Here is a 14,928-nt window from a genome sequence, read left to right as displayed (position 1 = left end):
GTCCGGCCTGGCCCGCGTGAGGGCATGGCGGCGGACCGGCCGGGTGAGGAGCCGTGCCTGGGGTCGGAGAAGCCGTGTCGCGTGCCTGCATCTGCCCCGCAAACGCGGTGATCTTAACAGCACGGTTCTGCAAACAATCCGTCAAAACATTTACGGGACGGATTAGTTGGGTACAAGACGTGACCGCTTCCGGGGTGGGGGCCTGTCGGCGGGAGCGTCGCGGCTGCTCCCACCCCTACGGCTCCCCACCACGGAGCCGTGCCGGCGGTCAGCGGGTGGCCGGAAGGTGTTCCCCTGCCTCCGGCGACGGGAGGAGGCCCTCCAGCTCGCGCAGGTAGGAGCCGACGTCCACCTGGACCGAGGACCCTTCCGACAGTCCGTACCGTGCGTCGATGCCGGTCAGGTGAGCGTCGATCTCCTCCCGCATGCCCTCCTCCGACGGCAGCGCGGCCTTCCCCGACACCACCTCCGCCAGCCAGCGGGCCTGGGCCTCCACCAGGCGGGTGATGGAGCCCACCGGCCGGATCAGCCCGACGAAGTGGAGGCCGGGCCGGTCCGGCGAGACCACCCGCCGGTAGAGCTCGACCGCTCCCCGCGGGCCCCGGGGGCACCCCTCGGGCAGGAACGGGAAGTGCATCCGGTACCCGGTGCAGTAGACCACCGCGTCCGCCTCCTCCGCGGTGCCGTCGGCGAACACCACCCGGTCCCCGTCGAAGGACGCGACCGCCGGCCGGGGGACGACCATCCCGTGCCGGATCCGGCTGAGTATCTCGTCCGAGATCGTCACCGCCGAGGAGAAGACCGGATGATCGGGTTCAGGGAGCCCGTAGTCCGACATCCGCCCTCGCGCCACCCGCAACGCCGTCTCCACGAACTGCCGCTGCTCGGCGAAGGGCATCGCCGAGAACCACGGCGCGACGGCTATCTCGTCCACCGGCAGCCCGAAGAGCTGCTTGGGGATCACGTGCAGTCCCCTGCGCACCGAGAGCAGGGTCCGCGACGCGTGCCGGGAGAGGTCCGCCGCGATGTCCACCGCCGACGCGCCCAGCCCCACCACCACGACCTTCCGGCCGGCGAACTCGGCACCCGTGCGGTAGTCCAACGAGTGGAGGATCCGCCCCCGGAAGTCCTCCGCCCCCGGCGGCAGCGGATCCGGCAGCACCGGCTGCGCGTGGTGCCCGGAGGCGACGATCACCTGGTCGAACCTCCGGGTGACCAGGACGCCGTCCGCGTCACGGCTCACCACCGTCCAGCCGCGATCCGGGTCCTGCTCCACGGAGACCACCTCGGTCCGCAGCTCCACGTCGTCCAGCACCCCGGCCCACTCCGCGAAGGACCTCAGGTAGGCGGCCATGTCGCTGTGGCGCGGGTACAGGGGGTAGGACGCCGGCATCGGGAAGCCGCTGAACTCGGTCAGCCGTCTGGTGCTGTTGAGGTGGAGCGCCAGATACCCCGGCCCGCGTTCACCGGCCTGGGGCTGACGCCAGATCCCGCCGACGTCGGGCGCCTTCTCCACGCACACGAACCCCACCCCACGGGCCTTCAGGGCATGCGCCACAGCCAGCCCCGACAGCCCCGCGCCGATCACACAGACACTCAACGTTTCTCCCTCGTCGATCATGAACACGCAGTCACTGCCCATCCGCGTCCCGCTGCACACCCGGATCGGTCCCTGGTGCGGTAAGGCCCGCGGCCGTGGGGCCGGTGACCGGCCGGGTGACCGACCCGGGGAGCGGCGGGCGGGGACCGCACACGGCCATCCGGCGCAGGCCGGACCCGCCACCCGGTGTCGTTCGGCGCGCCGGGCGTGCGCGTCCCGCCCGCCGTGCTGGCATGACAGGCGGCCGGGCCACGGTCAGGCACGGCAGTCCGCAACGCTTCGCAGGCATGGAACATGGAGAGTGAGGCGACTTCGTGGGTCCGACGGTGCAACCCCCGGCGACGAACCTTCCGCCGGGCGGACCGGTGGCTCTCCTGGTGGACGCGGACGGCGTGGTGAGGCAGTGCACGGACACCGTGCGGGACCTGACCGGCCGTGGACGGCAGGAGGTCGTCGGACGGCCCCTCGACGAACTCGTCGTCGACCCGCCCCGTTTCACGGAGTGGGCCGGTCACGACGGGCCGAGCGAGTTCGGCGCGGTGCTCCGGCACCGGGACGGACACCGCGTCGAGGTGTTCGCGTCCCTGGTGCGACTGCCCAGGGACGACGCGCGGCCCTTCCTGTTCCTCCTCGTGCCCGCCGAGCACGCCCGGCGCCACCGGCAGGGCCGGGACCTGGCCAGGGCCCTGCTCGACCAGGACAGGGTCGGCCTGATCCTCCGCGACGCCACCCCCGAGGACGGCTGGCCGCTCGCCAACCCGGCCTTCTTCGGCCTGCCCGCGTCCGCCCAAGGAAGCCCCTCGCTCGCGGACGCCCTGGTGGACGAGGACGCCGAAGCGATCGGGGCACGGCTGAGGGAGGTCATGCGGACCGGAGAGCCGCTGGTCGACTTCGAGCACGCCGCGCGTCGGCGGGGCGAGCCCACCGCCGAGCGTCAGGTCTCGGTGTCGGCGTTCCGCCTCCACGACGCGTCGCGACGGCCGAGCGGAGCGGCGGCGGTGTTCACCGACGTCACCGGGCAGTTCGTCGCCCGACAGCGGCTGACCCTGCTGCACGACGTGGCGCACCGCCTCGGACAGTCGCTCGACGTCACCCGCAACGCCGAGGAACTGGCCTCCGTCCTGGTACCCGACTTCGCCGACCACGCATGCGTGGACCTGTCCGACACGGTGCTCGAGGGTGGTGACGCGGCCCGTCTGGAGCCGGGCACCGTCCTGCGCCGTGCCGCCGTCGCCACGGCGGCCGGCCCCTGGCCGGCCGAGGTCCTCCCGCCGGGCGGCACACGGCGGGTCCGGGACGTCGAGAGCGAGGCACTGGCCGCGGGCACCCCCGTGGTGGTGCCCGATGCGGCGGACCCCGCCGACACCGGCCCCGTCGACCGCGAGGGGACGCAGCCGCTCTTCCCCGCCCCGGCCGCCTCGGCCGTGTTCGCGCCGCTGCTCGCGCGCGGCCACGCCTTCGGCGTGCTGGGCCTGTGGCGCGGCCCCGACCGGCAGCCGTACTCCGAGGCCGACGTGCCCCTCGTCGAGGTGATCGCCTCCCGGGCGGCCCTGAGCCTGGACAACGCCCGGCGCTACCGCCGGGAGCGCGACACCGTCGAGACGCTCCAGCGCAGTCTGCTGCCCGCTCCGGACGCGCGCATGTCCGCCGCGGAGACCGCCGGCGTGTACGCGCCGGCCCACACACCCGCGGGCACCGGAGGCAGCTGGTACGACGTGGTCCGCCTGTCCGGGACCCGGATCGCCCTCGTGGCGGGCAAGGTCGTCGGCCACGGCGTGCACGCGGCCGCCGCCATGGGGCGGCTGCGATCCGCCGTGCACGCCCTGGCCGATCTGGACCTCGAGCCCGCCGAGCTCCTCACCCACCTCGACGACATGGTGGCCCGCCTCGGAGAGAACGACCGGTCCGAGGGCCCCTCGGTCGCGGGGGGCCTGCGCGGCGCGACCTGCCTCTACATCACCTACGACCCGGTCACCGGGGAATGCCACGCGGCGTCCGCGGGGAACCCCGGTCCCGTCCTCGCCCGCCGGCAGGCGAGCCCCGTGCCCGAAACGGTGGTGCGACCGGGACGGCGGCTCGGCAGCGGGGACGGGAGCGAGCCGTACGCCGCGGCGCAACTGGTGCTGCAGCCGGGTGACGTCCTCGTCCTGCACAGCGGACCACCGGCCGGTGCCGAGCAGGAAACCGCCCCGGAGCGGAGGCGCTCGCAGGACAGCGCCCTCGCCGCCGCGAGCGGCGACACACCCTTGGCCTCCATCGCCGAGGACCTGCTGCGCGACCTCCACCGCACTCCGCGCCCGGAGGACGTCGCGCTGCTCCTCGCCCGCGTCGACCGGATCCCGCCCGAACGGACCGCGTACTGGGAGTTCCGGGCCGAACTCGACCAGGCGTCCCGGGCACGGGAGCTGGCCACCGCGAAGCTGGCCGAGTGGGGGTTGGACGACATGGCGTTCACCACCGAGCTGATCGTCAGCGAGATGGTCACCAACGCCATCCGCCACGCCGGCGGACCCATCGGCCTGCGCCTGGTCAGGGACGACCGTCTGGTGTGCGAGGTCTCCGACCCGAGCCAGGCCCAGCCGCACCTGCGCCGTGCGCGCATGTCCGACGAGGGCGGCCGGGGCCTGTTCCTCATCGCGCAGCTCGCCGACCGGTGGGGCAGCCGGTACACCGCCGGCGGCAAGACCATCTGGACCGAGCAGAACTACCCGTCCGGCACGCGGGGTGACGCGCCCGCCGACGTGGAGCGCTGAGGTGCCGCACGCGTGACGGCACACGCGTGACGGCACACGCGTGGAGGCACACGCCACCGGCTCGCGCGGGAAGCCGGTGCGGGGCCGGTGCGCACGACGAGCGCAGGCCGCAGCAGGGGCCCCGCCCCGAGGGGCCCCTGCTCCGGGCTACTCTGTGCGCAGCCCCTCCGGCCGCATCAGCCGCAGCAGCGGGGGCAGGCTGAGGAGGGTCACCGTCAGGACGACCGCGGCGCCGATGCCGGTCATGGCGAGGACACCGGTCCAGTCGACGCGGACCGGGGTGGCCGTCATCCTCAGGAGCACCGTGCCCAGCGTCAGACCCACGGCCGAGGCCAGCAGCAGGCCCAGGGCGATGGGGATCGCGGTCTGCCACAGCACCGACAGGCTCAGCGTGCGGCGCCGGGTGCCGAAGGCCACCAGGGCCGACAGCAGCTTCCTCCGCTCCCGCAGCTGCTCCAGCTGCGAGACCAGCAGGCTCGCGCCGATCAACGCCAGCACGCACGCCGCTCCGACGAACAGACCGGTGCGGATGGCGTCGAACCGGCCGGAGCGCTCCGTCTCCGCCCACGTCGCGGTCCCCGCCAGCGGCTCGACGGCCGCCGCGGCGTTCCGCACCCGGTCGTGGACGTCCGGTACCGACTCGTCCAGCCTGAGGTAGGCGTGCCCCTCGAGGGCCGGCGTCAGAGTGTCCGGCGCGGCCTTCGGCGTGATCAGGACGCCGCCCCGGTCGGTCCCGGCCAGCAGACCGTGACGCGGCTTCGCCGCCTTCAGGGCCTGCGGCACCGTCCAGGGGATCTCCAGGCTCTTCGGGCTGCCCGCGTACGACGGGTCGAGGTACAGCGTCCGTCCCGGCGCGGCCAGCTTCGCCACGTCGACCCCCGTGTCCCACTCGGCGCCGTGGACGGCGAACACGTCACCGTCGACGCACGAGGGCAGATCGGCGATCTCCCGCAGCGCGGTACAGCCGCCCACCGTCACGGTCGTGCTGACCGCCGGGTCGCGGGCGCGGTCACCGAGGTGGCCCTCGGAGTAGTCGAACACCTCGTTCACGCCCCCGGTGTCCCGCAACCTCTCGGCCACCGGGGCCACCGGCACGGCGTTCGGCAGGGACACCTCCATCTGCGCCCACGCCACGTCCTGCCCGGTGGACCTCGTGTAGTCGTCCTCGGCGCCCGCGAACAGCATCTGGAGGGCGATCGCCCCGGCGACGGCCACCGCGATGCCGTTGACCATGCGGGCCGCCGTACCGCTGCTCATCTGCAGTCGGCGCACGGCCAGCTGCCAGGCGACGCCGCCGCCACCGAGCCGGGCGACGACCGACTCCACGATCCACGGCAGCAGCGCGGTCACGCCGACCAGGAGCAGCACCACACCGCCGGTCACCTGGTACTGGTTGAAGTCCCCGTTGTCCCGTCCGTCGCCGATCATCGGGTGGAGCAGGGCCAGCCCCGCGAGCGGCAGCAGCAGCCGCCACCACAGCCGCCGCCGGGGCGGCCGGCCCGCGCGCACCACACCGAGCGGCTCGATGGCGACCCCGCGCAGCGCCAACAGCGTCACCAGCACCGCCGTCGCCGGCACGGCCACCGCGACCAGCAGGGCGAGCAGCGGCGAGGGGTTGAGGTAGCTCGGGAACACGCTGACGTGGAACACCTCGGCGGTACCCGCGAGCCGGCGCCCGACCATGAAGAACCCGGCGCCGAGGACAAGCCCCAGCGTCGCGCCCGCCAGCGCCTCACCGGCGGCGATCCGCCGGGTCATGCCGCTGTCGGAGCCCACCAGCCGCAGCGCCGCCAGCCGCCGGTCCCGCCGCTCCCCGCCGAACCGCACCGCCGCCGCGATGAAGACCACGACCGGCATCAGCAGCACCACGAAGACGACCAGGATCAGCAGGAGCAGCACCGGGTCGGACCGCTCGGAGGCCGGATTCGGGTCGCCGTATCCGTCGACGCGGACGATCCGGCCGCCGTCGATGTGCGGCGCGAGCCCTTCGGCGCCCCGGTAGAAGGCGAGTTCGGCCGAGCCGATCAGCCCGCTCTCCCCGATGGTGCCGACGATCCGGTCCGGCAGCCGCTCGCGCAGCAGCGCGCCGGAGTCCGACTCCAGCAGCTCCTTCAGCGCGGGGGAGACCACCATCTCTCCCTTCGCCGGGAACCGCGTCACCCCCGGAGGCAGCGGTGCCCGCGGCCCTTCGGGTTCCAGGGCCCGGCCCCGGACGGTGTCGTCGCGGAAGTCCGAACCGACGTTGGCGACCACGAGGGTGTCGTCGGCCTTCGGCAGGCGCTCGGCGACGTAGGTGATGTCGGTGCGGGCGGCCTCCCGCTCCTGGCGGACCGCGAGCGCGTTGGGCAACGCCGTCGTCAGCAGGAGCAGCGCCACGCCGAGCCCGACGCCGACCGCCGTCAGCACCGTCCGCGTCCACCCCTCGCGCCCGCCGGTGAAGGCGAAGCGGACGCCCATGGCCAGGTCCGCGGCCACGCGCCGCGTCCTGCTCCGTCCGTCCGGTGCCGGTCCCGGCGGCCGGGTCCGCGGCGGTTCTCCCGTGGACAGGCTCAGGCTCATACGGCGCGCTCCATGTTCCTGGACCTGCCGTCCCGCACCACGATCTCGCGGTCGGACCAGGCGGCCACCCGTGCCTCGTGGGTGACCAGCACGACGGCGGCGTCGGTGGAGCGGGCGGCGTCCGTGAGCAGTTCCATCACGCGCTCGCCGTTGAGGGAGTCCAGGGCGCCGGTCGGCTCGTCGGCGAAGAGCACGCGCGGGTCCGTGACCAGCGACCGGGCCACCGCGACCCGCTGCCCCTGGCCGCCGGAGACCTCACCGGGCCGCTTCTTCCTGAGGTCGTCGACCTCCAGACGCTCCATCCAGGTCAGCGCGGCGCTCTCGGCCTCCTTGCGCGGCCTGCCGTTCAGCCGCAGCGGCAGGGCGACGTTCTCGACGCACGTCAGCTCCGGCACCAGTTGCCCGAACTGGAACACGAAGCCGAAGTCGGAGCGCCGGAGCGCACTGCGTTCGGCGTCGCTCATGGCGGACAGCTCCCGCCCGCCGTACATGATCGTCCCCGAGTCGGGCGTGACGATCCCGGCGAGGCAGTGCAGCAGCGTCGACTTGCCCGACCCGGAGGGCCCCATCACGGCGACGACCTCGCCCGGGTGGATCGAGAACTCCGCGCCGTCGAGGGCGAGGGTGGGGCCGTAGGCCTTGCGGAGCCGCTCGGCCGAGAGCAGCGAACCCGTGGGAGGGGTCATCGGGCCACCGCCTCACGGAGCTTGTCGAGGCGTGCCGCGGTGAGCTCCAGCCAGCGCAGGTCGGCCTCCAGGTGGAACAGCGCGTGGTCGCAGATCAGCTGGTCGGCGAGGTCGCCCTTGCGCTTGCGCTCGGTGAGGACGCGCATGCTGCGCAGGTGTTCCGAACGCTGCGTGTCGAGGACGTCGCCGGCGTCGCGACGGGTGAGCAGCGCGAGGACGACCTTCGTGTACAGCGTGGACTGGAGGTACGGCTCGGGCTTCTCCGGCGTGGCGAGCCACCGCTGCACGTCGGTGACCCCGGCGTCGGTGATCGCGTACCGCTTCCGCTCGGGACCGCTGCCCGCCTCGACGCCGTCGACGACGACGAGGCCGTTCTTGAGCAGGCGGGACATCGTCGAATAGACCTGGCCGTAGTGCAGCGGCCGGTCGTGACCGAACTTCTCGTCGAAGGCGCGCTTGAGGTCGTAACCGTGGCGCGGCCCGGACTCCAGGAGTCCCAGGAGTGTGTGACCGATGGACATGACCGGGACTCTACACCGTGTGTATACATGCCGTGTATACGCACGGTGCGCAGAGGAGGGCCGCTCGCGCGGAAGCCCTGGTCGGAGGCGATTGTCACGGTTCCGCCCGGACGCCCGGACAGTGCGTGCCGTTCCCCGGGTGCCGTACAGGACGACGACATGGCCGGTGTCGGCGACGGTCTCGCCGTCGGTGTCCTCGTGGGGATCACCGGCGACGAGATCGTCGTAGCCGTCGCCGTCGAAGTCACCGGCGGCGAGGGTCCGCCCGTGGGCCTGGTGGTTCTCGGTCGCGGGGTCGGTGAGGGTGGCGCTGCCCGAGATGCCGGCCGCCGACCCCCGGAGGATCTGGACCGCGCCGGCCTCCGCCTCGCCCTCGACGTCCTCGCCGGGGACGCCCGCCGCGAGGGTGGCTCGGGGGACCCTGTCGCTCGGGCCGACGTGTCCGGCAGGGTCAGTGAAGGGGAGCACCGGCCTGGGCGACAGGCGCTCCGCTCACAGGATCTCGATGGCGTTGATCTTGGGCGGACGGTTCGGGTAGGTCACCACCCGGTGCCGCGGAATGTTCACCACGGAGCCGTTGGCGTCGTGGAGCCGCACGTCGTTGTTGCCCGTGGAGATCTTGTCGATCCACCACCCGCCGAAGTCGAGCCTGCCGGCGTTCGCGTAGCAGTCCTCGCTTCTCAGGCCCGTGCTGTGGTGCGACTGGATGCGCAGGAAGTCCCCCTGCTCCGCGCAGCTCACCTCGTTGATGGCGTACGCGGTGCCGGTGGGCACCACCAGGGTGAACGTGGTCGCCGCGGCGAGCGCCACCGCCGTGCCGAGCCCCGCCTTCTTCGTCTTGGAGATCATTTCGTTCCTCCGTCGATCGCGGATGCAGACGTCATGCACCGCATGATCGTGCCGCTGCGCCATGCATCGTGTAGCCGCCACGCATTGCCGTCCCCTGATCGGACGAGTCCGGGCGGCCGCGCGCCAGGGTGAGGGCGGCGGCAGCGCGAGGCCGCCTCACACGCTGAGGGCCGTCCGGACCGCCTGTTCCGCGTCCGTTCCGCCGTCGCCGGAGGAGGTCACCCGGCCTGCCTCCAGGACGTGGTACCGGTGGGCCGCGCGCATGGCGAAGCCGACGTGCTGCTCCACCAGCAGCACGGACAGTCCGCCGCGCCGGGGGAGCGCCAGGATCGTCTCCTCGATCTCGGCGACGACGGAGGGCTGGATGCCCTCGGTCGGCTCGTCGAGCAGGAGCACCCGCGGCCGGGTGACGAGGGCGCGGGCGATGGCGAGTTGCTGGCGCTGGCCGCCCGAGAGGAGGCCGGCGCGGCGGCCGGACAGCTCGCGCAGCGCGGGGAACAGGTCCAGGGCCTCGGCGACGGCCGCCTTGCCGTCCGGGCGGCCGTCGGCGACGAGCCGGAGGTTCTCGGCCGTGGTGAGGTGGGGGAAGCACTGCTGGCCCTGGGGGACGTACGCCATGCCGCGGGCGACCCGCCGGTGCGGGGCCAGGCGGGTGATGTCCTCGCCGTCCAGGGTGACCGTCCCGTCGGCCGGTGCGATCAGCCCCATGGCGACCCGCAGAAGGGTGCTCTTCCCGGCGCCGTTGTGGCCGAGGACGGCCGCGACGCCGTCCTTCGGCACGGCGACGCTCACGCCGTGCAACACGGTGGTGCGGTCGTAGCCCGCCCGGACGGTGTGGATCTCGAGCATCGGCCTCACGCCTCCTCGGCGACGGGAACAGCGGGGTTCACGGGCCGCGGAGCCGGCTCGGGCCCGGGTGCGGCCGCCGGCTCGGAGGCCCGCCCGAGGTAGACCTCCTGGACCCGGGCGTCGGCCTGCACCTCGGCGACCGTGCCCTCGCTGAGGACCCGGCCGGCGTGCAGGACGCTGACGCTGCGGGCGAAGGAGCGCATGAAGTCCATGTCGTGCTCGATGACGACCACCGTGCGTTCCTCCGCGACCCGCTGCAGGAGCTCGCCGGTGGCCTCCCGCTCCTCGTGGCTCATGCCCGCCACGGGCTCGTCGAGCAGCAGCAGCCTCACGTCCTGCACCAGCAGCATGCCGATCTCCAGCCACTGCTTCTGGCCGTGGGCCAGCGTGCCGGCCGGCCGGTCGCGCAGTGCGGTCAGACCCGTGGTCTCCAGGGCCCTCGTCACCTGCTGGGGTACGCCCCTGCGGCGCCGCAGCAGGGTGAGCGGGCCCCGGTCGGCGCCCGCCGCGATGTCCAGGTTCTGCAGGACGGTCATTCCTTCGAACACGGTGGCCGTCTGGAAGGTGCGGCCGATCCCGAGGCGGGAGATGCGGTGCACGGGCCTGGAGAGGAGTTCCGTACCGCCGAAGCGCACGGACCCGGTCGCCTTCACCAGTCCGGTGACCGCGTCGACCAGGGTGGTCTTGCCGGCGCCGTTCGGGCCGATGAGGAAGCGCAGGTCGCCGGGGTGGACGTCCAGGTCGACCCCGTCGACGGCCGGGAAACCGTCGAACGTCACCCGCAGATCGCGGACGGTCAGTGCCTCGCCGCTCATGTGGTGCCTCCGGTCGTAGGGGCGGGGGTGCGGGACGGGCCGCGGCGTCCGCGCAGGACGGCCGGCAGCGAGGCCAGGCCGCCGGGCAGGAACCCGACCGCGAGGACGAACAGCAGTCCCTGGAGGTAGGTCCAGGCCGCGGGCAGGGCGTCGGAGAGGGTGCTCTGCGTCCAGGCCACGGCGACGGCGCCGAGCACCGCCCCCAGCAGTGAGGCCCGGCCGCCGACGGCGGCGCCGATGACGAAGCCGATGGACGGCACGATGCCGATCAGGGCCGGGGAGATGATGCCCACGGCCGGGACGAAGAGCGCGCCGGCCAGGCCCGCCATGCCGGCCGCGACGACGTACGCGACGAGTTTGACGTTGGCCGGGTTGTAGCCGAGGAAGCGGACGCGCTCCTCGGAGTCCCGCACGGCGACGAGGAGTTCGCCGTAGCGGCTGACGAACAGCTGACGGGCGGCGGCCATCATCAGGAGCAGGGCGGCGGCGATCAGGAAGTAGACGGTGCGCCGGTTGACGGGGTCGTTGAGGTCGTAGCCGAAGAAGCCCTGGATGTCGGTCAGGCCGTTGGTGCCGCCGGTGGTGGCCTGCTGGCCGATCAGCCAGATGGCCAGGGCGGCCGCCAGGGCCTGGCTGAGGATCGCGAAGTACGCCCCCTTGACCCGGCGGCGGAAGACGAGGAAGCCGAGCAGCGCGGCGACCGCCATCGGCAGCAGCACCGTGGCCGCCAGGGCGAAGACCGGGTCGGCGAACGGCTTCCACCACCAGGGCAGCGCGGTGGAGGTGCCGTACAGCTGCATGAAGTCCGGCAGGGTCTGGCCGGTGGTGGCGGCGTCGGCGAGCTTGAGGTGCATGGCCATCGCGTAGCCGCCGAGTCCGAAGAAGACGCCCTGCCCGAGGACGAGCAGTCCGCCGCGTCCCCAGGCGAGGCTGACGCCGACGGCCACGATCGCGTAACACAGGTACTTCGCCAGGAGGTTGAGCCCCGAGTCGGAGAGGAGCAGGGGGGCGGCGCCCATGAGCAGCACCGCTCCCAGGAGGAAGGCGCCGGGCACGCGCAGGCGCCGGAGCGGTGACGCGTCGGGCGCCGCCGCGGTGGCCGGGGGCGGGGATTGCGGCGGGGCCGGGGGGCCCGCCGGCACCGTCGTCGCGTTCGGCGGCGTCGTCTCCGTCGTCATGCCAGGCTCCTGGTACGCAGGGTGTACAGACCTTGGGGGCGCCACTGCAGGAAGGCGACGATCGCCACGAGCACGACGACCTTCGCGACGCTCACAGTGGTCGAGTACTCCAGCACCGACTGCAGCACGCCCAGCACGAACGCCGTGATGACGCTGCCCTTGAGCCTGCCGATGCCACCGACGACCACCACCAGGAAGGCGTCGATGATGTAGTTGGTGCCCATCGTCGGACCGATCGGGCCCACCAGGGTGAGCGCCACCCCGGCCACACCCGCCAGGCCCGAGCCGACGAAGAACGTCGTGCGGTCCACCCGGCCGGTCGCGATGCCCGAGACCTCGGCCAGGTCGCGGTTCTGCACGACCGCCCGGATGCGGCGTCCGAGGGACGTCAGCCGGAGGATCAGCGTGAGGCCGAGGACGCACAGCAGGGCGAGGCCGAGGATGAACAGCCGGTTGTTGGCGAGGGTGACGCCCGCCACGGAGACGTTGCCGGTCAGCAGGTCCGGGGCGGCGGTCTGGACGTTGGGGGCGCCGAAGACGTCCCGGGCGAGCTGCTGGAGCATCAGCGAGACGCCCCAGGTCACCAGCAGGGTGTCCAGCGGCCGCGTGTAGAGGCGCCGGACGAGCAGCCACTCCAGGAGAGCGCCCATGGCGCCGGCGACCAGGAAGGCCAGCGGCAGTGCGACGAGCAGGGAGACCCCGGCGCCGCCGACGTACTGCTGCAGCACGTAGGTGGTGTAGGCGCCGGTCATGATGAACTCGCCGTGCGCCATGTTGATCACCCCCATCTGACCGAAGGTCAGCGTCAGGCCGAGGGCGATGAGCAGCAGGACGGCGCCGATGCTGACGCCGGTGAAGGACTGGTTGAGGACGACCGTCATGGAGCGGCTCCGGGTCGGGGGGGGCGAGGGTGCGGACCGTGCGCGGGTTCCCGCCGCGGCGGGGCCGGGCTCAGGAGAGGCCGGCCGCCCAGTCGTAGCCCTTCAGGTACGGGTCGGGCTTGATCGGCTTCCCGGAGTTCCAGACCTCTTCGATGAGGCCGTCCGCGCCGACCTTGCCGATCCGGGCCGTCTTGTGGACGTGCTGGGTCGCGCCGTCGACGGTGACCTTGCCCTCGGGCGCGTCGAAGGTGATGCCGTCGGAGGCCTCGCGCACCTTCTCGGGGTCGAAGGACCCGGCCTTCTCCACCATCGCCCGCCACAGGTGGACCGAGACGTAGGCGGCTTCCATCGGGTCGCTGGTCGGCTTGTCCTCGCCGTAGGCCGCCCGGTACGCCTCGACGAACTTCTCGTTCGCCGCCCCCGGGGTGGTCTGGTAGTAGTTCCAGGCCGTCAACTGGCCTTCGAGGTACTGGACGCCGATGCTCTTGACCTCTTCCTCGGCGATGGAGACCGACAGCACCGGAAGGCTCTTCGCCGTCAGGCCGGCGGACTTGTACTCCTTGAAGAACGCCACGTTGCTGTCACCGTTGAGGGTGTTGAACACGGCGTCCGCGCCGGCGTCCTTGACCTTGTTGACGATGGTGCTGAACTCGGTCGAACCCAGCGGCGCGTAGTCCTCGCCGAGCACCTCCATGCCGTTGGCCTCGGCGTACGCCCTGATCTCCTTGTTGGCGGTGCGCGGGAAGACGTAGTCGCTGCCGACCAGGTAGAGCCGGGTCAGGCCCTGCTTCCTGAGGTAGTCGAGGGCGGGGACGATCTGCTGGTTGGTGGTGGCGCCGGTGTAGAAGATGTACGGGGACTGCTCCATGCCCTCGTACTGCACGGGGTAGAACAGCAGCGACCTGTGCCGCTCGAAGACCGGCTTGACGGCCTTGCGGCTGGCGGAGGTCCAGCAGCCGAAGGTGGCGACGACCTTGTCCGCGGTGATCAGGGTCTGCGCCTTCTCGGCGAAGGTGGGCCAGTCGGAGGCGCCGTCCTGGCTGACCGGCTCGAGCTTCTTGCCGAGCACGCCGCCGTCCGCGTTGATCTCCTCGACCGCGAGCAGCAGTGCGTTGTGGACGGTCACCTCGCTGATGGCCATGGTGCCGGAGAGCGAGTTCAGCAGCCCCACCTTGACGGTGTCGCCCGAGGTGTCGGCCTTGGCGCCGGCGGCCGGGGACGCGTCGCCGCCGGTCTTGGCGCCGCACGCGCCGAGCGCGGCGGAGACGCCGAGGACGGATATGCCCGTCAGGAGAGATCGCCTGCTGATGTCGAACCCGGACATGCAAACCTCCTTGTCCGCCGCTGAGGACGGTACGAAGCGAGTGGAAGACCCTGCGGAGCGATGGAAGGAGTGGAAGCCGTGGATTGCACGCGTTCCAGGTGCGGCGACGTCGACGCGCGATGCCCCAGCCGTTCCGGGGGTGACCTCCGGGCTGGTCGCTGACGTGCGTCCACAGCCTGGGGCGCGACTGTTGCGCTCGCGTTTCCCCGCAATTGATGAACCGTTTCCACCGGGGCGGGGCAGGCCCCGGGGTCACGCCGGTTCGACGGGCCCTGCCCGGCCGCCGCCCTGCCCGGCCGCCGCCCGGCCGAACTTGCCGCCCTCGCCGCGACGGGCGCGGATCTGCTCCCGCCCGGTTACGCCGTTCCGGCGGGCGGGTCGGCGAAGACCCCCTCCAGCATTCCGGTGGCCTGGCCGACCTCGATCAGGTACCCGTCGGGGTCGCGGAGGTAGCAGCGCAGCTCGGCCTTGCGGTCGAGGGGCGGGGTGAGGAACTCCGCGCCCTTGGCGCTCCAGTCCCGGTGGCAGGCCGCCACGTCCGCCACGCGGATGTTGAGGAATGCCGACGCGGTACGGGGATCACCGGGGGGCCGCAGGGTCACGTCGGGCTTGTCGGGAGTGGGCCCGCCGCCGGGGTTCATGATGATCCAGCCGTTGGCGAGCCGGACGATGCACGGGTTCTCCTCCAGCACCACACTGCCGCCCAGGACGTCCGCGTAGAAGGCGCGCGACCGGGCCACGTCCCGCACGGTCAGGAAGTGCGTGAGGAGCACCCCGGTGACCGGGGCGGGCAGGTCCTCCCGTCGCATGGCGGGCCCTTTCTCCTCGTCGGCGGCTTCGCGGCGCGCACACCGGGACGCGGCGCTCGCTCCGGTCCATGGTGCACCGGGCGCCGCGTCGCGCGCAGCGCGAG

The 14,928-nt window shown here is 72.8% G+C and carries 12 protein-coding genes and 1 pseudogene; 1 reads left to right on the top strand and 12 read right to left on the bottom strand.

Going from position 1 to position 14,928, the window contains the following annotated elements; genetic code table 11:
- Positions 1-268: 268 nt before the first annotated feature.
- Entirely contained in the window at positions 269-1,600 is a 1,332-nt protein-coding gene (locus tag ABZ836_RS13480; RefSeq protein WP_361141884.1) for an NAD(P)-binding domain-containing protein, read from the bottom strand.
- 365 nt (positions 1,601-1,965) lie between these two features.
- Between ABZ836_RS13480 and ABZ836_RS13475 the strand changes: the two genes are divergently transcribed.
- Positions 1,966-4,353, top strand: a complete 2,388-nt coding sequence (locus tag ABZ836_RS13475) for a SpoIIE family protein phosphatase (RefSeq protein ID WP_361141882.1) — start codon at positions 1,966-1,968, stop codon at positions 4,351-4,353.
- 147 nt (positions 4,354-4,500) lie between these two features.
- Here ABZ836_RS13475 and ABZ836_RS13470 read toward each other — a convergent pair whose 3' ends face one another.
- The 11 genes and pseudogenes from ABZ836_RS13470 to ABZ836_RS13420 all read right to left on the bottom strand — a co-directional run bounded on the left by ABZ836_RS13470 (position 4,501) and on the right by ABZ836_RS13420 (position 14,824).
- Positions 4,501-6,810, bottom strand: coding sequence for an FtsX-like permease family protein (locus tag ABZ836_RS13470; RefSeq protein ID WP_356136141.1), 2,310 nt, complete (start codon positions 6,808-6,810; stop codon positions 4,501-4,503).
- A gap of 98 nt (positions 6,811-6,908) precedes the next feature.
- Positions 6,909-7,598, bottom strand: a complete 690-nt coding sequence (locus ABZ836_RS13465) for an ABC transporter ATP-binding protein (protein WP_361141880.1) — start codon at positions 7,596-7,598, stop codon at positions 6,909-6,911.
- A complete protein-coding gene (locus tag ABZ836_RS13460) occupies positions 7,595-8,119 on the bottom strand; it encodes a PadR family transcriptional regulator (RefSeq protein WP_356136139.1) in 525 nt (174 codons plus the stop codon). Before ABZ836_RS13460 ends, ABZ836_RS13465 begins: the two co-directional genes overlap by 4 nt.
- 159 nt (positions 8,120-8,278) lie before the next feature.
- A pseudogene (locus tag ABZ836_RS13455) lies at positions 8,279-8,587 on the bottom strand (hypothetical protein); the annotation flags it as partial.
- A 24-nt stretch (positions 8,588-8,611) separates the two neighbouring features.
- Positions 8,612-8,968 carry a beta/gamma crystallin domain-containing protein gene (locus ABZ836_RS13450; protein WP_356136097.1) on the bottom strand — a complete coding sequence of 119 codons (357 nt, stop codon included), beginning with the start codon at positions 8,966-8,968 and terminating at the stop codon, positions 8,612-8,614.
- Between the two features lie 156 nt (positions 8,969-9,124).
- Complete coding sequence (urtE, locus tag ABZ836_RS13445; RefSeq protein WP_356136095.1) at positions 9,125-9,817, bottom strand: urea ABC transporter ATP-binding subunit UrtE; 693 nt, start codon at positions 9,815-9,817, stop codon at positions 9,125-9,127.
- 5 nt (positions 9,818-9,822) lie between these two features.
- Entirely contained in the window at positions 9,823-10,632 is an 810-nt protein-coding gene (gene urtD, locus ABZ836_RS13440) for an urea ABC transporter ATP-binding protein UrtD (protein WP_361141878.1), read from the bottom strand.
- Positions 10,629-11,810 carry an urea ABC transporter permease subunit UrtC gene (urtC, locus tag ABZ836_RS13435; protein ID WP_361141876.1) on the bottom strand — a complete coding sequence of 394 codons (1,182 nt, stop codon included), beginning with the start codon at positions 11,808-11,810 and terminating at the stop codon, positions 10,629-10,631. Before urtC ends, urtD begins: the two co-directional genes overlap by 4 nt.
- Positions 11,807-12,691: an urea ABC transporter permease subunit UrtB gene (urtB, locus tag ABZ836_RS13430; protein ID WP_361141874.1), complete on the bottom strand. Its 885-nt coding sequence runs from the start codon at positions 12,689-12,691 to the stop codon at positions 11,807-11,809. Before urtB ends, urtC begins: the two co-directional genes overlap by 4 nt.
- A gap of 70 nt (positions 12,692-12,761) precedes the next feature.
- On the bottom strand, positions 12,762-14,015 hold the full coding sequence (urtA, locus tag ABZ836_RS13425; RefSeq protein WP_361141872.1) for an urea ABC transporter substrate-binding protein: 1,254 nt from the start codon (positions 14,013-14,015) through the stop codon (positions 12,762-12,764).
- Positions 14,016-14,371: 356 nt separating this feature from the next.
- Positions 14,372-14,824, bottom strand: a complete 453-nt coding sequence (locus tag ABZ836_RS13420) for a VOC family protein (protein WP_356136085.1) — start codon at positions 14,822-14,824, stop codon at positions 14,372-14,374.
- Positions 14,825-14,928 lie beyond the last annotated feature (104 nt).

Source organism: Streptomyces sp. NPDC047130 (genome assembly GCF_040643475.1).
Taxonomy (GTDB): domain Bacteria; phylum Actinomycetota; class Actinomycetes; order Streptomycetales; family Streptomycetaceae; genus Streptomyces.
The sequence above is the reverse complement of the archived record's forward strand: the minus strand, read 5'-3'. Positions and strand labels throughout refer to the sequence as shown.

Coding starts and splice junctions, on each gene's coding strand:
- urtE (WP_356136095.1), bottom strand. CDS start 9,817: ATGCTCGAGATCCACACCGTCCGGGCGGGCTACGACCGCACCACCGTG.
- urtB (WP_361141874.1), bottom strand. CDS start 12,691: ATGACGGTCGTCCTCAACCAGTCCTTCACCGGCGTCAGCATCGGCGCC.
- ABZ836_RS13450 (WP_356136097.1), bottom strand. CDS start 8,968: ATGATCTCCAAGACGAAGAAGGCGGGGCTCGGCACGGCGGTGGCGCTC.
- ABZ836_RS13420 (WP_356136085.1), bottom strand. CDS start 14,824: ATGCGACGGGAGGACCTGCCCGCCCCGGTCACCGGGGTGCTCCTCACG.
- ABZ836_RS13470 (WP_356136141.1), bottom strand. CDS start 6,810: ATGGGCGTCCGCTTCGCCTTCACCGGCGGGCGCGAGGGGTGGACGCGG.
- ABZ836_RS13460 (WP_356136139.1), bottom strand. CDS start 8,119: ATGTCCATCGGTCACACACTCCTGGGACTCCTGGAGTCCGGGCCGCGC.
- urtD (WP_361141878.1), bottom strand. CDS start 10,632: ATGAGCGGCGAGGCACTGACCGTCCGCGATCTGCGGGTGACGTTCGAC.
- urtA (WP_361141872.1), bottom strand. CDS start 14,015: ATGTCCGGGTTCGACATCAGCAGGCGATCTCTCCTGACGGGCATATCC.
- urtC (WP_361141876.1), bottom strand. CDS start 11,810: ATGACGACGGAGACGACGCCGCCGAACGCGACGACGGTGCCGGCGGGC.
- ABZ836_RS13465 (WP_361141880.1), bottom strand. CDS start 7,598: ATGACCCCTCCCACGGGTTCGCTGCTCTCGGCCGAGCGGCTCCGCAAG.